Below are 23,397 nucleotides of genomic sequence, written 5' to 3' on the forward strand. Positions count from 1 at the left end.
CCCCGCCGGCACGGTTCGGTAGGGCCCCGAGGCCCCGTCGCCCCCCACAAGGGGGCGGCGGGGCCGTACCCGTGTCCGGCCCGCTCGCGAGGGAGCGCCGGGGGAGGAAGTGCGGCTGTGCCGTAGCCGGGCGGATATTGGGATGCACGCGGGGAACGGGTCAGGCACCATGGGCGGTTGGCTCCTGACCCGTGGGCCGAAAGTATCCTGGCACCGACATGGGAACGCCTCAGTTGACATCTCCACTCGCCGACCTCCACGCGCGCCTGCCCGAGCTGACCCTCCGCGACCAGCGGCGGCTGGGGCGGCGGCTCGACGGCGCACGCAAGGTCAGGAACCGCTCCGCGCAGCAGAAGATCGCCGCGGAGATCGGCGCCGACATCGAACGGGCCGAACGCCGGATCGCCGAGCGGCGTGCGGGCGTGCCGGCGGTGACCTATCCGGAGGCGCTCCCGGTCAGCCAGCGCAAGGACGACATCCTGGAGGCCGTCCGCGACCACCAGGTCGTGATCGTCGCCGGTGAGACGGGCTCGGGCAAGACCACCCAGTTGCCGAAGATCTGCCTGGAGCTGGGCCGGGGGGTCAAGGGCCTGATCGGGCACACCCAGCCCCGCCGGATCGCGGCCAGGACCGTGGCCGAGCGGGTGGCCGAGGAGCTGGACACCCCGCTCGGCGAGGCGGTCGGCTACAAGGTGCGCTTCACCGACCAGGTGAGCGACGGCACGCTCGTCAAGGTCATGACCGACGGCATCCTCCTGGCCGAGCTGCAGGGCGACCGAGAGCTCGCCCAGTACGACACGCTGATCATCGACGAGGCGCACGAGCGCAGCCTCAACATCGACTTCATCCTCGGCTATCTCAAGCAGCTCCTGCCCAGGCGCCCCGATCTGAAGGTGATCATCACCTCGGCGACCATCGACCCGGAGCGCTTCTCCCGGCACTTCGGCGACGCCCCGATCGTGGAGGTCTCCGGCCGGACCTACCCCGTCGAGGTGCGCTACCGGCCGCTCGGCGAGGACGACGACCAGATCCAGGCGATCGGCGACGCGGTGGACGAGCTCTGCCTGGAGGGGCCCGGCGACATCCTGGTCTTCCTCAGCGGCGAGCGGGAGATCCGCGACACCGCCGACGCGCTGTCCAAACGCGGCGACGTCGAGGTCCTCCCGCTGTACGCCCGCCTGTCGGCCGCCGAGCAGCACCGGGTCTTCCAGCCGCACCGGGGCCGCCGCGTCGTGCTGTCCACCAACGTGGCCGAGACCTCGCTGACCGTGCCCGGCATCAAGTACGTGGTCGACCCCGGCTTCGCCCGCATCTCCCGCTACAGCCACCGCACCAAGGTGCAGCGCCTGCCCATCGAGGCGATCTCCCAGGCCTCGGCCAACCAGCGCAAGGGCCGCTGCGGCCGTGTCTCCGAGGGTGTGTGCATCCGGCTCTACGAGGAGGAGGACTTCCTCGCCCGGCCGGAGTTCACCGACCCGGAGATCCTGCGCACCAACCTCGCCTCGGTCATCCTGCAGATGACCTCCATCGGACTGGGCGACATCGCGGCCTTCCCGTTCGTCGAGCCGCCGGACCAGCGCCAGGTCAAGGACGGCTTCGACCTGCTGCGCGAGCTCGGCGCCTTCGACGAGGCCAAGCACATCACGCCGCTGGGCCGCAAGCTCGCCGGGCTCCCGGTGGACCCGCGGCTGGCCCGGATGGTGCTGGAGGCCGACCACAACGGCTGCGTCCGCGAGGTCATGGTCATCGCCGCGGCCCTGTCCATCCAGGACCCGCGCGAGCGCCCGGCCGACAAGCAGCAGGCCGCCGACGAGATGCACCGGCGGTTCGCCGACAAGGAGTCGGACTTCGTCTCCTACCTGAACCTCTGGAACCACCTCCAGGAGAAGCAGAAGGAGCTCTCTTCGAGCGCCTTCCGGCGGTTGTGCAAGGCCGAGTTCCTCAACTACCTGCGCGTGCGCGAGTGGCAGGACGTCTACAGCCAGCTCCGGCAGATGTCGAAGTCGCTCGGGGTCACGCTCAACAGCACCCCCGGCGACGAGCAGAAGATCCACACCTCGCTGCTGTCCGGCCTGCTGTCGCACATCGGCGTCAAGGACATCGACAAGAAGGGTCCCCAGGACGGTCCCCGCCGCCCTCTCACCGAATACATCGGCGCCCGCAACGCCCGCTTCGCGATCTTCCCCGGCTCCGCGCTGGCCAGGAAGCAGCCGCTCTGGGTGATGTCCGCCGAGCTGGTGGAGACCTCCCGGCTCTGGGCCCGGGTCAACGCCAGGATCGAGCCCGAGTGGGTCGAGCCGCTGGCCCAGCACCTGATCAAGCGCACCTACTCCGAGCCGCACTGGGAGAAGAAGCAGGCCGCCGTCGTGGCCTACGAGAAGGTCACCCTGTACGGCGTGCCGATCGTGGCCCAGCGCAAGGTCAACTACGGCCGCGTCGACCCCGAGCTCAGCCGCGAGCTGTTCATCCGGCACGCCCTGGTCGAGGGCGACTGGGAGACCCACCACGCCTTCTTCGCCGAGAACCGCAGGCTCCTGGAGGAGGTCGGGGAGCTGGAGGAGCGGGCCCGCCGCCGCGACATCCTCGTCGACGACGAGACCCTGTTCGACTTCTACGACCAGCGCGTCGGCTCCGACGTCGTCTCCGGACGCCACTTCGACTCATGGTGGAAGAAGACCCGGCAGAGCGACCCCGACCTGCTCAACTTCGAGAAGTCGATGCTGATCAGCGAGACGGCCGGGGACGTCAGCCAGCGCGACTACCCCGACGTCTGGCGGCAGGGCGGGCTCAGGTTCCCGCTGACCTACCAGTTCGAGCCCGGCGCCGACGCCGACGGCGTGACCGCGCACATCCCCCTCTCCCTGCTCAACCAGGTCAACGTCGAGGGCTTCGACTGGCAGATCCCCGGCCTGAGGGAGGAGCTCCTCACCGCGCTGATCCGCTCCCTGCCCAAGAACATCCGGCGCAACTTCGTGCCCGCCCCCAACTACGCCAAGCAGGTGCTCCAGCGGGCCAAGCCCACCCAGGAGCCGCTGCTGGCGGTGCTGGAGCGGGAGCTGCTCAACCTCACCGGCATCCAGGTCCCGCGGGAGGCATGGCAGCTCGACAACGTCCCCGACCACCTGAAGATCACCTTCCGGGTGATCGACGGCCGCAAGCACAAGATCGCGGAGAGCAAGGACCTGGCCGAGCTCAAGCGGCGGCTCGCCCCCAAGCTCCGCCAGACCCTCTCCAAGGCCGCGGGCATGGAGCAGTCCGGCCTGACCACCTGGAGTCTGGGCGAGCTGCCCAAGACGTTCGAGCAGCGGCGGATGAAGGCCTATCCGGCCCTGGCCGACGAGGGCGCGAGCGTGGCCGTGCGGATGTTCGAGACCGAGGCCGAGCAGCGCCGCGCCATGTGGGAGGGCACCCGCAGGCTGCTGCTGCTCAACACCCCCTCCCCGGCCAAGTGGGTCCTCGGACGCCTGGACAACCAGGCCAAACTGGCGCTGAGCCGCAGCCCGCACGCGGGCGCGACGGCGTTGTTCGACGACTGCATCGCCTGCGCCGCCGACAAGCTGATGGGCGAGTACGGCGGGCCGGTCTGGGACGAGTCCGCCTTCGCCACCCTGCACGACAAGGTCCGCGCCGAGCTGTTCGACACCACGGCCGAGGTGGTCGACCGGGTCCGGAGCATCCTGGCGGTCTGGCACGCCCTCAGCACCCGGCTGGCCGAGTCGCGCCCCGCTCCCGCCGTGGAGGACGTCCGCGACCAGGTCGCCCACCTCGTCTACCCCGGCTTCGTCACCGCCACCGGGTACGCCCGCCTGCCCGACCTGCTGCGCTACCTCAAGGCGGCCGAGCGCCGGCTGGAGAAGCTCCCCGACGACCCGTACCGCGACGAGGAGCGCATGCACAAGATCCATGACATCGAGGACGACTACCACGACCTGGTCGAGAAGCTCCCGCCCGCCCGCCGCGGCGACGAGGACGTCCGCAAGATCCGCTGGATGATCGAGGAGCTGAGGGTCAGCTACTTCGCCCAGACCCTCGGCACGCCGTACTCCATCTCCGACAAGCGCATCCGCAAGGCGATGGAGGGCGTGGACCTGGGGCAGTCCTTCCAGCGGTAGGCGTCCCCGCCGCGGGGCGGGATTTCCTAGGGCCGGCCGACGTAGTCGCGCAGATGCAGCGCGGTCAGGGACGTGCCGGAGCCGACGAGCTCGGCGGGGGTGCCGGCGAAGACGACCTGACCGCCGTCGTGACCGGCCCCCGGGCCGAGGTCGATGATCCAGTCCGCGTGGGCCATCACCGCCTGGTGGTGCTCGATGACGATGACGGTGTTGCCGTCGTCGACCAGCCGGTCCAGCAGGCCCAGCAGGTGGTCGACGTCGGCGAGGTGCAGGCCGGTGGTCGGCTCGTCCAGGACGTAGGTCGTGCCGTTCTTCGCCATGTGGACCGCCAGCTTCAGGCGTTGCCGTTCGCCGCCGGACAGGGTGGTGAGCGGCTGGCCGAGGCCGAGGTAGCCCAGGCCCACCGCCGACAGGCGGTCCAGGATGGCCTGCGCCGGGCCGGTGGTGAAGAACTCGGCCGCCTCGGCGACCGGCATCTCCAGCACCTGGTTGATGTTCTTGCCGCGCAGCGTGTACTCCAGCACCTCGGGGGTGAACCGCTTGCCCTCGCACTCCTCGCAGACCGTCGCCACCCCGGCCATCATCGCCAGGTCGGTGTAGATGAGGCCGATGCCCTTGCACGCCGGGCAGGCCCCCTCGGAGTTGGCGCTGAACAGGGCGGGCTTGACCCCGTTGGCCTTGGCGAAGGCGGCGCGGATCGGGTCGAGCAGGCCGGTGTAGGTGGCCGGGTTGCTGCGCCGCGAGCCGCGGATCGGCGACTGGTCGGCCACCACCACGCCCTCGCGGCCAGCGACGTAGCCGTGGATGAGCGAGCTCTTGCCGGATCCGGCGACGCCGGTGACGACGGTGAGCACGCCGAGCGGGATGTCGACGTCCACTCCGCGCAGGTTGTGCAGCGTGGCGCCCCTGATCTGCAGCTGCCCGGCGGGCCGGCGGACCGTCTCGCGCAGCCGTACCCGGTGGTCGAGGTAGCGGCCGGTGAGCGTGCCGGAGGAGCGCAGCCCGTCCAGGTCGCCGGCGTAGCAGAGCCGCCCGCCCGCGGCGCCCGCGCCGGGGCCGAGGTCGACCACGTGGTCGGCGATCCGGATCATCTCCGGCTTGTGCTCCACCACGAGCACGGTGTTGCCCTTGTCGCGAAGCTGGAGCAGCAGGCCGTTCATCCGCTGGATGTCGTGCGGGTGGAGCCCGGCGGTCGGCTCGTCGAAGACGTACGTGACGTCCGTCAGGCTCGAGTTGAGGTGCCGGACCATCTTCACCCGCTGGGCCTCGCCGCCCGACAGCGTGGCCGACTCCCGGTCCAGGCTCAGGTAACCCAGGCCGATCTCCACAAGTGAGTCCAGCGTCGCGCGCAGGTTCTCCACGACCGGCCCGACCGAGGGGGCGTCGATCTTCCGGAGGAATTCGGCCAGGTCGTTGATCTGCATCGCCGAGCACTCGGCGATGTTGAGGCCGTCGATCCTCGACGAGCGCGCCGCCTCGTTCAGGCGCGTGCCGTCGCAGTCGGTGCAGTGGGCGAGCTTGACCGCCCGGTCGGCGAACGCGCGAGCCTGCCCCTTCATCGACTCGCGGTCCTTGCCTAGATACTGCCGGCGGATCTTGGCCGCCAGGCCCTCATAGGTGAAGTTGTTGGCCCCCAGCTTCACCTTGATGGGTGATTTGTATAGGAAGTCCTCCCACTGGGCCGGCGTGTAGTCGCGCAGCTTGACGTCCGGGTCGAACAGGCCGGAGGCCACGATGATCTGCCAGGGCCAGGTGTCGACGCCGTAGCCGGGCGCCTTGATCGTGCCCTCGTTCAGTGACAGGTCGCGGTCGACCAGCTCGTCGACGTCGATGTCGGTCACCTTGCCCAGGCCCTCGCAGTGCGGGCACATGCCCTGCGGGGTGTTGAAGCTGAAGGCGAAGGCCGGGCCGATGTGCGGGGTGCCGATCCGGCTGAAGACGATCCGCAGCATGGTGTACGTGTCGGTGGCGGTGCCCACGGTCGAGCGGGCGTTGGCGCCCATCCGCTCCTGGTCGACGATGATCGCGGCGCTCAGGTTGTGCAGCGCGTCCACGTCGGGCCGGTTGAGGCTGGGCATGAAGCCCTGGATGAAAGCCGCGTAGGTCTCGTTGATCAGCCGCCGTGACTCCGAGGCGATCGTGTCGAAGACGAGTGAGGACTTCCCGGAGCCGGAGACGCCGGTGAAGACGGTGAGGCGCCGCTTGGGGATGTCGAGGGAAACGCCGGTGAGGTTGTTCTCCCTGGCGCCACGGACCTGGATGAGGTCGTGGCTGTCCGCGGCGCTGCGAGAGGTCAGGTCTGAGATGTTACCGCTGTAGCCGACAGTCATGCCTTCAAGTGTCTCATTCAAGTATCTATGAAGACTTTTCTGTGATTTCCGGAGAAGAGATCGATGGTTGGGGTGGAAAACCTTCAACTCGCTGGTAACCCCTCCGCTGGAAGGGGACCGGCCGTGCGCGAAGGCTCCGGCCGCCGGGACGGCCGCCCCGCGGCCGGAGGCGGGGAGCGGCACTAGGATGCGGTGGGCCCACGGAGGGCTGTGGAGGGAGAGAATGCCGTGATCCGGGCGCTGGTGTTCGACGTGGGGGAGACCCTGATCGACGAGACGCGGATCTGGACGCGCTGGGCCGACCGGCTCGGCGTCACCCGGTTCACCATGCTCGGCGTGCTGGGCGGCATGGCCGCGCTCGACCGGTCCTTCGCCGAGGCGTTCCAGATCATCAGGCCGGGGTTCGACGTCGAGACGGAGCAGGAGGCGTGGAAACGCGAGGATCCCGACGGGCTCCGGGTCGACTTCGACGCCGCCGACCTCTATCCCGACGTACGGCCCGGCCTCGCCGCCCTGCGCGAGCTCGGCTACGAGCTGATCATCGCCGGGAACCAGCCTCCCCAGGCCCACGACGCGCTGGCCGCCATGGACCTGCCGGTGGACGCCATATACACCTCCGACGGGTGGGGTGTGTCCAAGCCCGATCCCGCGTTCTTCGCCAAGGTCGTGGCGGTCTCGGGCCGCGAGCCGGGGGAGCTCCTCTACGTGGGCGACCGTCTCGACAACGACGTGTTCCCCGCCCGGCGGGCGGGCATGCGGACGGCCCTGATCCGCCGCGGACCCTGGGGATACCTCCACGCCGCCCGCCCGGAGGCGGCCCGGGCCGACCACGTCGTCGAGGGCTTCCCCGATCTGGTCGCCGCGATGCGGCCCTGACGGCCGCGGCCCGTTCCCGCGCCGGTGACGCGGGTCCGGCACGCGGGGGATCGTCCCCCGCGGTCCGCCGCGGGGGCGCCGGGATGCGACCACGCAGGGCTATTTGACGCGGTGGATGTGGACCGCGCGCTCCTCGGCCGACAGGTCGTGGACGTCGACGTCGGTGACGTAGGACTCCTGCAGTTCCTCGGAGCCCGGCGCGACCAGCCGGCCCTCGTCGTGCCGGGCCCGGTGGCGCTCCGGGGCCTCGCGCCGGAGGCGCTCGTCCAGGGTGTCCCGGTGCGCGGGGTCGTCCTCGACGATCTGGTGGTTGAAGCCGAGGTCGCTGGTCGCCTGCTCGACCTCGATCGACTGCTCGTCGCTCATCCCGTAGCGATCCGGAGGTAGTTGGCTCATACCGGGGCACTACCCGATACAGAGCAGGAAAACCGCAGGTCAGGAGTAGATATATCCCGAGCGTCCAGGGACGGCGCCGACTCGCGGCCTGCGGTCACAGCCCGGCCGCGGCTCCGATGAGCGAGCGCGGGTCGGCCGCCCCGGCCAGCACGCCCGAGGGGAGCACGTCGATGAGGTGGGCGTGGCCGAAGGCGGAGCCGTACGGCAGCGCGCCGACCGGATGGCCGCGCCGCGCCAGGCCCTCGCCCCACGGGGCGCCCTCCTCGACCTCGACCACGGCCTCGTCAGGCGCCCGCCAGGTGTCGAAGCCGGTGCCGCCGGAACCCAGCCGCCAGCGGGCGGCCCCGATCGCCTCGCCGGGGGTCTGGCCGCAGGAGAGCAGGCGGGTGAGGACCTGGAGCAGGATCTGCGGCTGGGCGTCGCCGCCCATGGTGCCCGCGACCGCGCGGAGCGAGCCGTCGGCGTGGGTGACCAGCGCCGGGACCAGGGTGTGCGGGGGGCGGCGGCCGGGGCCGTACTCGGCGGGATGGCCCGGGACGAGGGAGAAACCGATGCCTCGGTTGTGCAGGTTGATGCCGGTGCGGGGTTCGAAGACCAGGCTGCCGAACCCGGCGGCGTTGGACTGGATCAGCGAGACGCCCATGCCGTCGCCGTCCACCGCGCACAGGTAGGTGGTGTCGCCGGAGGCGGCCAGGTCGCGCACGGCGAGCCGCCGGGCCGGATCGATCAGGGCGCGGCGCCGGTCCGCCGAGTCCAGGGCGGCGGCGACGGACGCGCCCTCGAACAGCGATTCGGGCCGGTCGTACCCGGCCACCCGCGCGGACTCGACCAGCAGGTGGGCCCAGAGCGGGTCGGCGGGGTCGGCGGGCAGGTCGAGACCCTCCGCGACCGCGAGTCCGAGCAGCAACAGGTAGCCCTGGGAATTGGGCGGCATCGTCCACACGTCGTGCCCGAAGACCCGTGTGCGCAGCGGCTCGACCCACTCCGCGCTCCCCTTGGCCAGGTCGTCCTCGGTGTACTCGCCGCCGCCGGTCGCGAGCAGCCCTTCGCCGAACTCGCCGAGGTAGAACCCGTCCCGCCCGCCGGCCAGCGCCGTCAGAGCCCGGGCCACCCCCGGCCGCCGGACCAGGTCCCCGGCTGCCCGCGCCGGGGCGAAGTCCTCGCACAGCGGGGCGACCTTCGCCAGCCCGGGGGCCAGGAGCGGGGAGACCGGGAAACCGCCCGAGGCGTGGCCGACGGCCGGGGCGAGCACCTCGGCGAGCGGCAGCCTGCCGTACCGGCCGTGCAGGGCCAGCCAACCGTCCGCGCATCCGGGCACCGGAACCGAGCGGACGTCGTGGTGGAAGGGCATGTGCTCGTGTCCCTCGGCCCGCAGCCGCTCGGGGTCGGCGCCCGACCCCGCCCGCCCGGAGGCGTTGAGCGCCGCCGGAGCCCCCGGCCCGTCGTGCACGAGGGCGAACAGGTCCCCGCCCAGTCCGCACATGTGCGGTGCCGTCACCGCCAGCACGGCGTTGGCCGCCACGGCCGCGTCGGCCGCCGAGCCGCCCCTGTCCAGCATGGCGACCCCGGCCCTCGACGCCAGGTGATCGACCGTGCAGACCATGCCGGAGCGTGCGTAGCGCGTGTTGTGCATGTGCAGAGCGTACGGCCTCCCCTCCCGGCGAGGGCGTGCCCGCGGCGCGGGCACGGTCACGGGTCTCCCGCGGCACCTTAAGAGAATTTAATCGTTAGGAACCTTTCCTAACGAAGCTGGCTGAGGCAGGATGTCGTCACCCCCGATCCGCGTCCCGAGGTGACCGCCGTGACACGTCCGCGTACCGCCCTGCTGCTCCTCGCCGCCCTGGCCCTGCCGGCCTGCGCCGTCCCCGCCGCCGCATCCGTCGCCGATTCCGTCACCGGATCCTCCGGCGGGGCCGTTCCGGCCGCGGCCGGGGCCGCGCCCGCCTGGCAGCTCCGCTGGGCGCCGGAGCCCTCACGAACGGGTCTTTCCGCCTTCGAGACCGTCGAGGACGACCGGGCGGGCTCCCACCCCGCGGCCAAACCCCACATCAAGGCGGTGGGCGACACCTTCCGGTTCGACATGCACACGGTGGACCGCGACAGCGCCGCCGACAGGCAGCGCCAGGAGGTCACCGGCATGCGCAACGGCGCGTCGTACCTGCAGTGGCGGCTCGGCGAGACCTGGCGGGTCACCTACTCGATGTACGTTCCCGGCTCGCTCAAGGCCACCAGCACCTTCACGCACATCATGCAGACCAAGCAGCCGGGCACCGGCACCTCCCCCATCACGGTGACCTCGCTGCGCAGGGTCGGCGGGAAGCAGACGATCGAGCACAAGATCTTCGCCGGTGACATCCTCGTCGGGCGGACCGATCTCGAACCGCTGCAGGACAAGTGGGTGCGGGTCGAGTACGAGATCAAGATCGGCGACGGCACCGACGGATCGGTGCGCTGGGTCATCCGCGACGGCGGGACCACGGTGATCGACGCCCGGAAGACCGGCGTCGACACCTTCCTGGCCGACCGGGTCCGTCCCAAGTGGGGCATCTACCGCTCGCTCGGCGACACCTCCGGGTCGCTGCAGAACACCTACCTGCTCCTCCGTGACATGCGCGGCTACCAGCTGACCGGCGGTACCCCCGGCCCGGGCCCCACCCCGACGCCCACGGCCGCTCCCACCGGGACGCCGGCCCCCTCGCCCGCTCCGACGGGCGCGACGCCGTGGAAGGCGGGCACCGCCTACGCCGTCGGCGCCCGGGTCACCTGGGCCGGGCTGACCTACCGGTGCCTGCAGGCGCACACCGCCCTGGCCGGCTGGGAACCGTCCAGCGCCCCCGCCCTCTGGCAGCGCGTCTAGACCGCGATCCGCGCTACCCCGACCGGTGCGGCCGGCCGGGGCGGGGGCGGCGCAGACGCGGTCCGGGCGATGACGGAAGCACAGGCCGGGCGATGACGGAAGCGCAGGCTGGGCAATAAGGTGTCGGGCATCCCCGGACCCGCCGGACCGGGCCGTCCGCACAGGAGCGCTCGATGGCAGGGCATCGGATTCTCGTCGTCGACGACGACGCGGCGATCCTGCGCTCCCTGGGCAGGGGCCTGCGGCTGGCGGGGTTCTCCGTGGAGACCGCCGCTTCCGGGAGCCGGGCGTTGGATCTGGCGGGAGGGGCCGACGCGGTCGTCCTCGACGTATCGATGCCCGGGCTGCCGGGGACGGAGGTGTGCACCCGGCTGCGGGCCTCGGGTTCGGAGGTGCCGGTGCTGATGCTGTCGGCCATGGACGAGACGGCCGACCGGGTGGCCGGGCTGGCCGCCGGGGCCGACGACTACGTCGTCAAGCCGTTCGACCTGGAGGAGCTGGTGCTGCGGCTGCGCGCCCTGCTGCGCCGGGCCGGCCGCACGCCCGGCGCCCTGGTCCGGGTGGGCCCGCTGACGGTCGATCCGGCCGCCCGAAGGGTCGCCCTGGGCGGCAGGGAGGTCGGGCTGACGCGGCGGGAGTTCGACCTGCTGGAGGTGCTGGCGCGCAACGCGGGAGTCGTGCTGTCGCGCCCGGTGCTGCTGGAGCGGGTCTGGGGATACGACTTCGAGGTGACCGGCAACGCGGTGGACACCTTCGTCGGTTACCTGCGGCGCAAGCTGGAGGCGGGGGGAGAGCCTCGCATGGTGCACACGGTGCGCGGGGTCGGATTCGTGCTGCGGGAGTCCCCGCCGTGATCCCGTCGCCCGGCGCCGAACCGGCAGGGAGCCCCTCACCGCCGCGGGGGCGGTCGTGAACCGGCCGGCCGCCGCTCCCGGGACGGCCGGGAGGCGTCTCGCGGGGCGTCCGGCCATGCGGCTGTCCACCCGTTTCGCCGTCTGCCTCGCCGTGCTGGTGCCGCTCCTGGTGCTGCTGGCCGGGGCGCTCGTGCTGGGCCTGGCCGCCCAGGACCTGCGCGAGGAGCGGGACCGGCAACTGACGGTACGGCTGCGCGCGCTGACGCCGATGGCCTCGACCTACGCCCGGCGGGCCCGCCTGACGACCGGCACGGCGCCCGACCTCCTCGGCCGGCGGCTGGCGGTGGCGGCCACGGGCGCGGAGAGCCCGGGCGGGATGTACCTCGAGGTGCCCGGGATCGAGCCGCTCGTCGTCGGAGCCGTGCCCGCGGTCCTGCCCGCAGCCGGGGCCGGGCCGGGCGAGGCCGGAAAGGGCGGGATCCTCGCCGGCGGAGCGATCGGACCGGCCACCTTCACCGACGGCGGGCGGCGGTGGCGGTTCGCGGCGGCGGATCTCGGCGTCCGCGGTGACCGGGGCCGGCTGTGGGTGTTCGACCCGGAGGACCGCCTGTCCGGGCAGTTCCGCACGCTCGTCAGGAGGGTGGGGCTGACCACGCTGGTCGCGGCGGGCGCGGGGGCCGCGGCCGGTCTGGGGCTCGGCCGCTTCGCGGTCCGGCCGCTGACGGCACTCCGCCGGCAGGCGCGCGGGATCGACGCGCCGTCCCGTACGGGCGCCCGGCTGACGACCGCCTCGGGGGTCGCCGAGATCGACGAGCTGGCCGGTCTGGTCAACGAGCTGCTGGACCGGCGGGACGCGGCGGTGACGCGCACGGGCGAGGCGCTGGAGACCGCCCGCGCCTTCGCCGCCACGGCCGCGCACGAGCTGCGGACACCGCTGACCAGCATGGGCACCAACCTGGGCCTGCTCGACCACCCGGAGCTGGACCCGGCCGAGCGTGCCGAGACCGTCGCGGACCTGGTCGCCGAGCATGCCCGGATGCAGCGCCTGATCATGATGCTGCGCGGGCTGGCCCGCGGTGAACTGCTCGACCCCGCGGCCTTCACCGAGGTCGACCTGACCGAGATCGTGGCCGCCGCGGCCGAGGACGCCCGCCGCCGCCACCCGCACGCAGTCATCACCACCGTGCTCGCGGACGGCCTCCCCGTCCGCGGATGGGCGGAAGGGCTGCGGATGATCGTGGACAACCTGCTCGACAACGCCGCGCTCCACGGTGCGGACGCCCACGGCCACGCCACGATCACCGTCATCCTGTCTCCGGCTCCGGTTCCGGCTCTCTCCCCGGTCACGCCCCCGGACGGCCCGTCCTCCGACCTCCCCGCTCCGGCCGGCGGCGTCGTCCTCGCCGTCCAGGACGCCGGCCCCGGCATCCCGCCCGCCGACCGGGAAACGGTGTTCGCCCGGTTCCACCGGCGCGCCGGCAGCCCCGGCTCCGGCCTCGGCCTCACCCTGGTCCACCAGCAGACGACGCTGCACGGCGGCACCGTCACCGTGACCGGCCCGCACGGCGGCGCCGGGGGGGACGGCGGCGGGACACGCGTCGAGGTGCTCCTGCCGTGGGCGGGCCGCCCGGCGGAGCGGCCCGCAGCCGTGTCCTGGCTGAAGTGACCGTCGGGGACGCCGCGCCGACCGCCACGGAACCCCGGCGACCCCGGTCGCCGCGGCGTCGCCAGGTCGGCGGAGTCCCGTCCCCCGGCCGCCGGTCCGGTCGCCCCACCCTCAGGGGAGTTCCAGGTCGGGTTCCCCGAGGGCGCTCCGGAGATGGGCCATCAGGTGCCGGAGCGCCTGGAAGCGTTCGCGGGCCGGTGCGGTCAGCAGCGCGTCCAGCAGGTCCTCCTCGTGCTCGGTCAGCGGCACCATGCGCAGATGGGCCATGCGGCGCGAGCCCGCGGTCCGGGGGACGTCGTGGATCGCGTACAGCGCGTCGACGACGGTCTCGACGCAGATCGACGACCAGAAACCCTGCTCCCGGACGTCACCCGACTCGGCCGCCCGATCGAGCTTGGCCTGGCCGTGCCAGAGAAGCGAGGCGAGGTTCTGGCGGGCCTCGACCGAGGTCCGGTACGTTTCCAGTACCGCCCGCGCCCGCGCGGCCAGCCGCTCCGCCGGGCCGGAGTCGTGCACCACCTCGCCCTCGAGAAAGGCGAAGAGCCACGACGTGCGCGCCCGGTCGAAGCGCGCGAGCCAGGCCGCCTCGGTCCGCGCGATCCACTCGACCAGCAGCCCGTCACGGACGGTGCGCCGGGAGACCGGAAGCGACGTCTGCTCGGCGGTGACCACCAGGAGATCGACGTCGGACGTGGGGCGATGCTCGCGCCGGGCCACCGAACCGCCGATCAGGACGGCGAGGACGTCGTCGCGGGCGGCGAGTTCGCCGGCCGCCCTGACGGCGAGGGCGTGGTGAAGATCCATCCCACGACTCTCGGCCCCCGCGCCGTCCGGCGCAATCCGCCGTGGACGACGTGGAAGGCCAGGCCGTACGGTGTCGGCCTCCGGGGCGCCTTCCGCCGGGCCGTCCGGTGAAGGGGCGGGCCGCCCCGGGCCGGAGGTCAGCCGGTCGCGGTGGCGTCCGCCGGGCCGGTGGTCTCGTGCGCGGCCGTACGGCGCCAGGCGGGGCGCCCGGCGGTGTAGGTGGCCAGGCAGCGGCCCGGTCCGTCGTGGAGCAGGGCGGTGCAGGCGGTCTCAGCGTCGGCCTCGACCGCGAAGACGGCGAAGTCGGCACGGCTGCCCGCCTCCAGGCCGCCCAGGCGGCCGGGACCCTCGGCCAGGCCCAGGGCCCGGGCTCCGCCGAGGGTCAGGGACTCGACCAGGAAGCGGTCCACGGCGGGATCGCGGGGGAGGGTGCGGCCGAGCACGCGGGCGGCGGTCAGCGGGTCGCCGCCGGTCCGGGTGCCGACGGCGATCGTGTTCTCGCCGTCCAGCAGGCCCTCGGCGGCGAAGGGGGAGGAGAGGACCGCGACGGTTCCCCGGGCGCGCAGGAGCTTGCGGCCGGCCTCGCCGAGCGGGCCGGAGAGCGCCACGTGGGTGCCGGGGCCCAGTGCGCCCACCCGGTCCAGGAAGCCGGCGTCCAGGAAGACCGCGTCCGGGAATCCGGAGTCCGGGGCTGCGGTGGGGCGGCCGAGTTCGACCAGGAGCCGCAGGCCGAAGGTCCTGGACAGGATGGCCAGGTCCTCCATGACCACGGGGTCGGGGGAGTGCGCGGCGATGCCGATGATCCCGGGGTGGTCCACCTCGCGGATGGCGGTGATGAGCCGGTCGCGCTCGCTCGCCTCCCAGAGGTGCTCGTCCTCGCAGCGCGTCTCCAGGTAGGTCACCCCGCCGAGGGCGGTCTCGCCGGGGACGGAGGCGGCGTCCAGGTCGGCGGCCACGCCGGCGACCGCGGTGACGCCGTGGGCGGGCGCGGACAGGAGACCCCGGTCGAGCCGGACGTGCGCGTCGATCAGCCCGGGAACGATCATGCCCGGCCAGTGCACCGAGCCGGAGTCGGGATGGGCGGCCTCGATCTCCGCGCGGGGTCCGACGGCGATCACCCGGTCGCCCCGGACGGCGAGCGCGCCGTCGGCGACCGGCGGTCCGGAGACGGGCAGCAGCAGCGGGGCGCTGTGCACCGTCACCGCGGAGAGCGCATGCGTGCCGAGGAGGCGACCGGCGCGCATGGGCATAGGCACTCCTGTCCGAAGGTCCTCCGGAGAGACTAGACGGGCCGGTCCGGACTTCTCAAACACCCCGGCTTCCGTGGCGCAGGGAGGTCCTGCTGATTCAAGGAAGGCCGTTGATCTCCGCTTGACTGCTATATAACGTCATTTATCGTGATCAAACCCCCCAGGTTGGCGAAGGCGCTGATCGCGGCAGTGATCCTGCTTCCCCTCGGCCTCGCCTCCATCCCCGCGTCCGCCGAACCGGCTCCCGATCCCGAGCACCCCTGGCGGCTGAACCACTGGCCGCAGCAGCAGCCCTGGCAGCAGGACGCCCCGGCGACCGCGCTGCGGGGCGGCCGCCCGGGCGCCCCCGCCCCGATCGATCCGCAGAACTGGAAGAACCCGGACCACATGACGTGGGCCGACTACGTCAAGCCCCCGGGAACGAACTGGGCCGACCCGGCGGTCCAGGGCTCCGAGCGCACCTTCCGCGGCGCGCTGGTCCTGCTCGACTACCCCAACCAGCCGTTCGTGGTCACCCGGCCGAAGGGCTCGACGGTCTTCGGCAACCCCAGCGCCGAGGCCCACGACGTCCCGCGCGAGGAGGTCGCCCGGTTCTACAAGGACTTCCTCAACACCCCCAACCAGCTCAACCGCGGCCACACCATCCATGAGTACTGGATGGAGGACTCCGGCGGGCGCTACGGCGTCGACCTGACCGCCTTCGGGCCGTACCAGATGCCCGGCAAGTCCCACGAGTACGCCATGGAGTTCCAGGGCGGCACTGCCTGCCCGGCAGGGGACACCTGCACCAGGAACATCAGGACCGACGGGCGGGCCGCGTGGACCGCCGCCGAGGGGCCGGAGGTCCCCGCCGGGTTCGATTTCGTCTTCTATCTGAGCGCCGGGCAGGACGAGTCGGCCACCTGGCAGGAGTTCGGGCCGATCAAGTTCCCGACGAAGGAGGCGGTGACCGACGAATTCGGCCCGCCGGACCCGGCCCTGCCCAACTGGGCCAGGACCCGCTACGTCGAGTGGACGTCCTGGGCCTCGGCCGCCTCCATCTGGCCCAACGCCGGAGGCGGCTCCTCCACCCAGGCCGAGAGCTCGGGCCAGGGCGTCTACGCCCACGAGCTCAGCCACATCCTGGGCATCGGCGACAACTACAACAACCCGTTCGGGGTACCGCCGCGCCGCGCCTACACCGGCATCTGGGAGATGCTCAGCCGGGGCAGCTTCAACGGCCCCGGCGGCCCGCACAGCCGTTGGATGATCCCGCCCACCGGCGGCGGCTCGATGGGCGCCCAGCACATGCTCCGCAACAAGATCAAGCTGAAGATGGTCGACGAGAAGAACGTCCTGCGCCTGTCGCGCGAGGCGCTCGACGAGTCCGGGCCGGTGGTCGCCAGGGTGACCGCCCGCGCCGTGCAGCCGGGCGAGAAGGGGTTGTCGGGCGTCAACGTCGCCTTCGACACCGGCGACAGGAGCCCGGCCTGCGACGTGGCCACCGACCCGTTCTGCGACGGCGGCGGCTACGAGAACTACACCGTCGAGGTCGTCGACCGGATGGGTTCCGACTCCTTCACCCCGGACTCCGGAGTCCTGCTGGCCAAGACCAAGAACGAGGACCGGGCCCCGTTCGAGTGGGTGATCGACGCCAACCCGCAGGACATCGGGATGACCGACTACGTCCTGCCGGACGGCACCGCGGTGCCGATCACGGTCGGCGACTACCGCCAGCTCTCGGACGCCCTCTTCCACGCGGGGACCGGTTCCGGCAGCGAGTTCGAGTACGTCGACGAGGCCAACCGCCTGCACTTCTACGTGCTGGACGTGCACCGTGACCGCACGGGCGTGCTCGCCTACACGGTCGCGATCCGCTCCCTGGACGGGGCGGGTCCGGCCAGGCGCGGCGTGCGGCTGCTCCCGGCTGTGGGGAGGCCCGCTCAGGGTTACTCCACCTGCAGTTTCCCGCTGTTCAACACCGGAGGGAAGGCCCCCGCCCAGGGACGGCATCCCGAGGACGTGAGCGCCTACCTCGGCAGTGACGTCTACCGGCTCTCGGCCACCGTCGAAGGCCGCGGCTGGACGGCCTCGGTGCCCAACGAACTGGCGACCGCGAAGGCGGGAGCCCGCACGCAGGCGGTGGTCCACGCCGAGCGGGCCCCGGGCGGCAGCCGGCTGGCCACGGTCACGCTGACCGCCGTCTCCGAGAGCGACCCGTCCAGGACGGCCAGGGCGACCTGCCACGTGGTCGGCCTGTAGGAGGGACCGGGCAGGAAGTCCGAGCAGGAGGACGGCGGGCGGCAGGACACTGAGAGGGGGTACGGCGCGCGCCGCACCCCCTCTCCGAGCCGGGAGGTGAGGGCCGGCACGGGCGGTGGCCGGTCCGCGCCGGGGAGCCGCCGCGAACCGGCCGGGCCCGGAGACGCGCTAAAGGCCGAGGTCGCGGCCGATGAGCTCGCGCATGATCTCGTTGGACCCGGCCCAGATGCGGGTCACCCGCCCGTCCATCCAGGCGCGGGCCACGCGGTACTCCTTCATGTAGCCGTAGCCGCCGAACAACTGCACACAGCCGTCCAGCACCTCGTTCTGCACCTCGGAGGTCCACATCTTGGCCTTGGCGGCGTCGACCGCGCTCAGCTCGCCCTCGGCGTGGGCGGCGATGCACTGGTCCACGAAGGCCTGGGAGACCTCGATCTTGGTCACGAGGTCGGCCAGGACGAACTTGTTGTGCTGGAAGGAACCGACGGCCTGGCCGAAGGCCTTGCGTTCCTTGACGTAGACCAGGGTCTCGGCGAGCACCGCGGCCGCATGCGCCAGGTTCGCCACCGCCGAGCCCAGCCGCTCCTGCGGCAGCCGTTCCATCATCGCGATGAAGCCCCGGTCCACCTCGCCGATCACGTTCTCCCCGGGGACGCGCACGTTCTCGAAGAACAGCTCGGCGGTGTCGGCCTCCGGCTGGCCCACCTTGTCCAGCTTGCGGCCCCGGGTGAAGCCTTCCATCCCGGTCTCCAGCGCCAGCAGCGTGATGCCCTTGGCCCGCTTCTCCGGGCTGGTCCTGGCGGCGACCACGACCAGGTCGGCGCAGTAGCCGTTGGTGATGAAGGTCTTGGAGCCGTTGACGATCCAGTCGGAGCCGTCGCGGACGGCGGTGGTGCGCAGCGCGGCCAGGTCGGAGCCGCCGCTCGGCTCGGTCATGCCGATGGCCGTGATCATCTCGCCGGAGCAGAAGCGCGGCAGCCAGCGCTTCTTCTGCTCCTCGGTGGTCAGCTCGACCAGGTACGGCGCGACCACGTCGTAGTGGATGCCGAAGCTGGAGGACAGGGCCGCGCTCTGGCCGGACAGCTCCTCGCCCAGCACCGCGTTGAAGCGGTAGTCCCCGGCCGCGCTCCCGCCGTACTCCTCCGGGACCTCCAGCCCGAGGAAGCCCTGCCGCCCGGCCTCCAGCCAGATCTCGCGGTCGATCATCCGGTTCTCGATGAACTCCTCGGCACGGGGGGCGACCGAGCGGGCGACGAACTCCCGGACCGAGGCGCGGAAGGCGTCGTGGTCGGGACCGTAGAGAGTACGTTTCATGACATATCAGTGTACCGACCGGTCGGTATCGCCTTCGGAGGGGGACCGCCGGCTTTGCGTCTGCTTGAATGAATCTTGAAAGCAGCATGCCGGCCCCGCCGGGGCGCGGTCTTCCTCGGGGGAGCAGATGCCCGGGTCGTCACAGGTTCCCGATCGCCGGAAGGGCAGGCCGCCCGGCGGGCCGCCGCGCCGTACGATCTCGCTGGCGGCGCCCGCTGCGGCCGGAATCGCCGCCGCGGTGGCCAGCATCCTCGCCACGTCGCTGGACGTGTGGGACCTGCCCACCATGGCGAAGGTCGCCGTCACCGTGCTCGCCGGACTCCTGGTCGGCCTGCTCACCTGGGCCACGACCGACCGGCGGTCCGCGCTGCCCGCCGCCCCGCCCGACCACTCCTGGCGCCCTCCCGACCAGTGGCCGCCGGTCCCCGCGCACTTCACCGGCCGGACCGACGCGCTGGCCGAGTTGCGCGAGGTGTTCGCCCGGCGCCGACCGCGCGGCCGGGACGAAGGCGCCTCGCCGCTGGTCGTCTCGGTGTACGGCAGGGGCGGCGTCGGCAAGTCCATGCTGATGACCAGGTTCAGCCACGAGATCGCCGGCCGCTTCCCCGACGGGCGGCTCTACGCCGATCTGCGGGGCGCGGTGGACGCCCCGATCCGGCCCGAGGAGGTGCTGACCGGCTTCCTGCGGGCGCTCGGCGTGCGGCTCACCACCGACCCGGGCGGCCTGGACGAACTGCGCAAGCTCTGGCTGACGTGGACCAAGGGCAGGCGCATCCTGATCGGCCTGGACAACGCCGAGAGCGGCGACCAGGTCAAGGATCTGATCCCGGCCGAGCCGGGCTGCGCGGTCATGATCACTTCTCGGCATCCGCTGCACCTGCTCAACACCTACGACAAACGGCTGTCGGTGTTCGGCGAGGCCCAGGGCGTGGAACTGCTGGCCCGGCTGGCCGGGGACGACAGGGTCGCCGCCGATCCGGAGTCCGCCCGGGAGATCGTCCACATGTGCGACCACCTGCCGCTGGCCATCAGCATCTGCGGCGGGCGTCTGGCCACGCGGGAGAACTGGTCGCTGCGCGAGCTGGCCGGCCGGCTCAGGGACGAGCGCCGCCGCCTGGACCAGCTCGAGCTGGCTCCCAGCCTGGACAAGAGCGTGCGTGCCTCGCTCCAGCTCAGCTACGACGCCTGCACCGGCATCCAGCGCCGCCTGCTGCGCGGGCTCAGCCTGCTCACCGCCCCGGACGTGCCCGGCTGGGTCGCCGGCGAGCTGCTCGCCACCTCCGAGCTGGACGGCGCCGACCAGCTCGAGGCGCTCATCGACACCCAGCTCGCCGAGTGCTCGGGCGTCGACTCCTCCGGCACGATGCGCTACCGGCTGCACGACCTGGTCCGGATCTTCGCCCGCGAGCTGGCCGGCTTCCACGACGCCGACGACTCCGGCCGGGCCGCCGTCGAGCGCGTGCTCTCCGGCTACCGGCGCCGGGGCGAGGCGGCCGCCATGGCCCGCTGGCCGCAGGACTGGGGCCGCAGCGGCCGCAGCGGCCGCAGCGGCCACAACAGCCACAGAGGGCAGCACGACGGGGACCAGGCGGCCACGGCGCGGGCCCAGAGTTCGGCGGCCGACTGGCTCAACGCCGAGCGGCTGACCGCGGTCGCCATGATCAACGAGGCGCGGAGCCTGGAGCTGTGGGAGCTGACCTGGGGCCTGAGCCGGGCCTTCTGCTCGCTGTGCCACTCGCTGCGGGCCTACTGGTCCGACTGGCGGGCGGTCGCCGAGATCCTGTGCGAGGCCGCCGAGAACATGGAGGACCGGCGGGCGCTGGGCATCGCGCTGCTGGACCGGGCGGCGGTGACCGGCGGGCAGGGCAGCCACCAGACCGCCCGCGAGGACGCCGAACGTGCGCTGGCCGTCTTCACCGACCTCGGCGAGCGGTGGTGGGCCGCCCGGGCGATGCGCTCGGTCGGCATGACCCTCTTCAGCGACGGCAGCCTCGACCGGGCGCAGGGCTACCTCGTCGGCGCGATCGCCGCCTTCAAGGGCGAGGAGGACCGGTGGTGGTCGGCGAGGACCCAGCGCAACCTGGCCGAGCTCCGGCTCGCCCAGCGCCGGCCCGAGGAGGCCATGCAACTGCTGGAGGAGGCCCTGGCGGTCTTCGAGCACGACCGCAACCGCTACTCCGAGGCGCAGACGCTGCGCGCCTACGGCGAGGTGCTCGGCGCCACCGCGCGGAGCCTGCGCGAGCGAGGGGAGCTCCGCGCCGCCCAGGACCACTTCACCCGGGCGGGGTTCAGCCTGGACCGCGCCGCGGAGATGTTCCGGCTCCGGGGGGAGGAATGGGAGTTCGCCCGCTGCCTGCGCGCGGCCGGCGAGGTCGGCAACCCGGCGAACCGGCTGAACGAGCTGAAGTACATCCGGCAGGCCGCCGATCTGCTGGACAAACTGGGCGACTCCTGGGGTGTGGCCAGGACCGAGCTCTCCGCCGGGCGGGTGCACGCGCGGACGGGCCGGATCCGGGAGGCCGAGCGCTCGCTCCGGCAGGCCGTGACCGCCTTCGAGGAGCTGGAGGACCGGTGGTGGATGGCGCGGGGCCTGCGCTACCTCGGAGAGGCGCACCTGGACGCCGGGGAGTGCGAGGCGGCGATCCCGCCGCTCAGCGACGCTCTGGAGATCTACCGCAGCCTCGGCAACCAGTCGGGGATGGGCCGGACCCTGGACTTCCTGCACCGCGCCAGGCAGTGCCCGGACCGGACCTGACCCGGCCCCCGTCTCCGGTGCCCCGTTCCACAGGCTCCGCGCGGAGCCCCGCAGGGACGCCCGGTCGCGGGTCGCCGGTTCCGGAGGGGCCCGGTCACGTCCTCCCGGTGCCGGCCAGGTGCCCTGCGGCCCGGCGGGCCTCCTCCATGCTCTCCAGGAACAGCTCCCTGATCTGCCGTGCCTGGCCGGTCATCTCCTCCAGGCGCGGTACGGCCAGCTCGTCGCCGGCCGTCTCGGCGAGCAGGTCCTCGTACTGCGAGGTCCGCTCGGCCAGCAGTTCCAGTTGCCGGTAGGAGTGGTAGACCGCGTCGGCCCTGCGGACCTGGGCGGCGTACTCCTCCAGCGCCCGGACCCGCTCGGTCAGGGAGTCCGCGACCCGCTCCAGCGCCCTGGAGTAGGGGGCGAAGGCCTCGGCCACCTCGGGAGGCGGCGTGCCCGGGACGATCCGCCGGTGCTCGGCCCTCATGGCCGAGAGCCGGGCCAGCTTCGTGGCGATCTGCCATACCTGGTCGGGCAGGGTCACCGCGTTGTCGATCGCATCGAGCAGGCCGGCGCGGTTGACCTGGGAGCCGAGCACGGTCTCGGCGGCGTCCTGCGCGCGGCGCAGCAGCGCGCCGCAGCCGGCGTCGAGGTCCTCGGGCAGGATGAACCGGTTGCCGTGGTCGAGGGCCACCCGCATGCGGCGCCGTGCCTGCCGGGCCGCGGGGTCGGCCGTCAGCCGGCGCATCCCGGTGAGGGCGCCGACCACGACCAGGAGGACGAGCATGCCCGCCAGGCTGGTCAACGCCCAGACCAGTCCCAGCAGGGCGGTGACCGAGAACACCTTGACCGGGTCCGGCCCCGGGGCGGAGGGGATGTCGCCCAGCCGGACCGAGCGGAGGATTTCGGGGCTGGAGCGCAGCACGGAGGAGACGGAGGCGGGGAGGGAGGGATCGACGACCAGGCTGGGGGGACGGGTGCGTGGCTCCACACGACCTCCTCGCGGTGAGAATCGTCAGGTGCTTCCCACTTTTAAGCATCCTGAGCGTTGTGGAGCAATTTAGGACGCTAGAGGATGAACATTGGCATTTTCGGTAATACACCCTGTCTGCTAACTGTGCGGTCATATACCGATGTATAGACTCGTCCGTGATGAACGACTTCACGCGATGGATCGATCTTGACGGTGCCGTCAACGTGCGCGACCTCGGCGGGCTCGCCACCGTAGACGGCGGGACCACACGATTCGGCCGGGTGTACCGGTCGGACAACCTGCAGGGGCTGACCGAGCGCGACGTCGAACGCCTCGTCGCCGAGCTCAAGCTCCGCCATGTCATCGACCTGCGCTCGGGCCCCGAGGTCTCCCTGGAAGGGCCCGGCCCGCTCACCAGGGTCCCCGAGGTGAGCATCCACCACCTCACCCTCTTCGCCGAGGGGGGCAAGCACACCGACGTCGACGCCGACACGATCGACGCCGACCGGGTGCTGCCCTGGCAGCAACGCGCCGAGGAGGACCTGGCCGAGCTGCGGGTCACCGGTTTCTACTACGCCTACCTGCGCGACCGCCCCGACTCCGTGGTGGCCGCCCTGCGTGCCATGGCCCACGACGACGGTGCCGCGATCGTGCACTGCGCGGCGGGCAAGGACCGCACCGGCGTGGTCTGCGCCCTCGCTCTGGAGGTCGCCGGGGCCACCCGCGAGGCCATCGTCGCCGACTACGTCGCCACCGGCGAACGCATCGAGGGCATCCTGGCCCGGCTGCGCGCCAGCTCCACCTACCGCGACGACCTCGACACCCGCTCGGCCGACGAGCACCGTCCCCGCCACGAGTACATCGAGCAGTTCCTCCGCGTGCTGGACGACCGCTTCGGCGGGCCGCTGGAGTGGCTCGCCGCCCAGGGCTGGACCGAGGCCGACTCCCGGGCGCTGAAGTCCCGCCTGCGCGACTGAGACCCCGGCAGCG

15 protein-coding genes are annotated in these 23,397 nt (G+C 72.4%); 8 read left to right on the forward strand and 7 right to left on the reverse strand.

The window, feature by feature from the left end; translation table 11 throughout:
* Positions 1 to 218: 218 nt before the first annotated feature.
* A complete protein-coding gene (gene hrpA, locus HS041_RS23365; RefSeq protein ID WP_196442948.1) occupies positions 219 to 4,112 on the forward strand; it encodes an ATP-dependent RNA helicase HrpA in 3,894 nt (1,297 codons plus the stop codon).
* Between the two features lie 26 nt (positions 4,113 to 4,138).
* Here the strand turns inward: hrpA and HS041_RS23370 are convergent, their stop codons facing one another.
* Positions 4,139 to 6,442 carry an ATP-binding cassette domain-containing protein gene (locus HS041_RS23370; RefSeq protein WP_196442949.1) on the reverse strand — a complete coding sequence of 768 codons (2,304 nt, stop codon included), beginning with the start codon at positions 6,440 to 6,442 and terminating at the stop codon, positions 4,139 to 4,141.
* A gap of 210 nt (positions 6,443 to 6,652) precedes the next feature.
* Here HS041_RS23370 and HS041_RS23375 point away from each other — a divergent pair, with 210 nt between their 5' ends.
* The gene (locus HS041_RS23375; protein WP_307845426.1) at positions 6,653 to 7,318 is read left to right on the forward strand and encodes an HAD family hydrolase; all 666 of its coding nucleotides are present in this window, start codon (positions 6,653 to 6,655) and stop codon (positions 7,316 to 7,318) included.
* 99 nt (positions 7,319 to 7,417) lie between these two features.
* On the opposite strand, the gene HS041_RS23380 is transcribed toward HS041_RS23375, so the two are convergent.
* Together HS041_RS23380 and HS041_RS23385 are read right to left on the reverse strand one after the other, a co-directional pair.
* Positions 7,418 to 7,714 (reverse strand): hypothetical protein, encoded by a 297-nt coding sequence (locus tag HS041_RS23380; RefSeq protein ID WP_196442950.1) that lies wholly within the window; start codon positions 7,712 to 7,714, stop codon positions 7,418 to 7,420.
* A gap of 94 nt (positions 7,715 to 7,808) precedes the next feature.
* Positions 7,809 to 9,347: a gamma-glutamyltransferase family protein gene (locus HS041_RS23385; RefSeq protein WP_196442951.1), complete on the reverse strand. Its 1,539-nt coding sequence runs from the start codon at positions 9,345 to 9,347 to the stop codon at positions 7,809 to 7,811.
* A 168-nt stretch (positions 9,348 to 9,515) separates the two neighbouring features.
* On the opposite strand from HS041_RS23385, the gene HS041_RS23390 reads away from it, so the two are divergent.
* The 3 genes from HS041_RS23390 (at position 9,516) to HS041_RS23400 (ending at position 13,091) form a co-directional block, all read left to right on the forward strand.
* Positions 9,516 to 10,571: a carbohydrate-binding protein gene (locus HS041_RS23390; RefSeq protein ID WP_196442952.1), complete on the forward strand. Its 1,056-nt coding sequence runs from the start codon at positions 9,516 to 9,518 to the stop codon at positions 10,569 to 10,571.
* A gap of 173 nt (positions 10,572 to 10,744) precedes the next feature.
* On the forward strand, positions 10,745 to 11,425 hold the full coding sequence (locus HS041_RS23395; RefSeq protein WP_196442953.1) for a response regulator transcription factor: 681 nt from the start codon (positions 10,745 to 10,747) through the stop codon (positions 11,423 to 11,425).
* A gap of 115 nt (positions 11,426 to 11,540) precedes the next feature.
* Positions 11,541 to 13,091: a sensor histidine kinase gene (locus HS041_RS23400; protein ID WP_196442954.1), complete on the forward strand. Its 1,551-nt coding sequence runs from the start codon at positions 11,541 to 11,543 to the stop codon at positions 13,089 to 13,091.
* A 111-nt stretch (positions 13,092 to 13,202) separates the two neighbouring features.
* Here the strand turns inward: HS041_RS23400 and HS041_RS23405 are convergent, their stop codons facing one another.
* The gene (locus HS041_RS23405; RefSeq protein WP_196442955.1) at positions 13,203 to 13,895 is read right to left on the reverse strand and encodes a nucleotidyltransferase domain-containing protein; all 693 of its coding nucleotides are present in this window, start codon (positions 13,893 to 13,895) and stop codon (positions 13,203 to 13,205) included.
* Between the two features lie 137 nt (positions 13,896 to 14,032).
* Positions 14,033 to 15,145 carry an amidohydrolase family protein gene (locus tag HS041_RS23410; RefSeq protein ID WP_196442956.1) on the reverse strand — a complete coding sequence of 371 codons (1,113 nt, stop codon included), beginning with the start codon at positions 15,143 to 15,145 and terminating at the stop codon, positions 14,033 to 14,035.
* A gap of 147 nt (positions 15,146 to 15,292) precedes the next feature.
* Between HS041_RS23410 and HS041_RS23415 the strand changes: the two genes are divergently transcribed.
* Complete coding sequence (locus HS041_RS23415) at positions 15,293 to 17,386, forward strand: M6 family metalloprotease domain-containing protein (RefSeq protein WP_307845427.1); 2,094 nt, start codon at positions 15,293 to 15,295, stop codon at positions 17,384 to 17,386.
* A gap of 168 nt (positions 17,387 to 17,554) precedes the next feature.
* Here HS041_RS23415 and HS041_RS23420 read toward each other — a convergent pair whose 3' ends face one another.
* A complete protein-coding gene (locus HS041_RS23420) occupies positions 17,555 to 18,700 on the reverse strand; it encodes an acyl-CoA dehydrogenase family protein (RefSeq protein WP_196442957.1) in 1,146 nt (381 codons plus the stop codon).
* Between the two features lie 127 nt (positions 18,701 to 18,827).
* Here HS041_RS23420 and HS041_RS23425 point away from each other — a divergent pair, with 127 nt between their 5' ends.
* A complete protein-coding gene (locus HS041_RS23425; protein ID WP_196442958.1) occupies positions 18,828 to 21,455 on the forward strand; it encodes an ATP-binding protein in 2,628 nt (875 codons plus the stop codon).
* 94 nt (positions 21,456 to 21,549) lie between these two features.
* On the opposite strand, the gene HS041_RS23430 is transcribed toward HS041_RS23425, so the two are convergent.
* Positions 21,550 to 22,425: a hypothetical protein gene (locus HS041_RS23430; RefSeq protein WP_196442959.1), complete on the reverse strand. Its 876-nt coding sequence runs from the start codon at positions 22,423 to 22,425 to the stop codon at positions 21,550 to 21,552.
* Positions 22,426 to 22,586: 161 nt separating this feature from the next.
* On the opposite strand from HS041_RS23430, the gene HS041_RS23435 reads away from it, so the two are divergent.
* The gene (locus tag HS041_RS23435; protein ID WP_196442960.1) at positions 22,587 to 23,384 is read left to right on the forward strand and encodes a tyrosine-protein phosphatase; all 798 of its coding nucleotides are present in this window, start codon (positions 22,587 to 22,589) and stop codon (positions 23,382 to 23,384) included.
* Positions 23,385 to 23,397 lie beyond the last annotated feature (13 nt).

It is taken from the genome of Planomonospora sp. ID67723 (genome assembly GCF_015711605.1).
Taxonomy (GTDB): domain Bacteria; phylum Actinomycetota; class Actinomycetes; order Streptosporangiales; family Streptosporangiaceae; genus Planomonospora_A.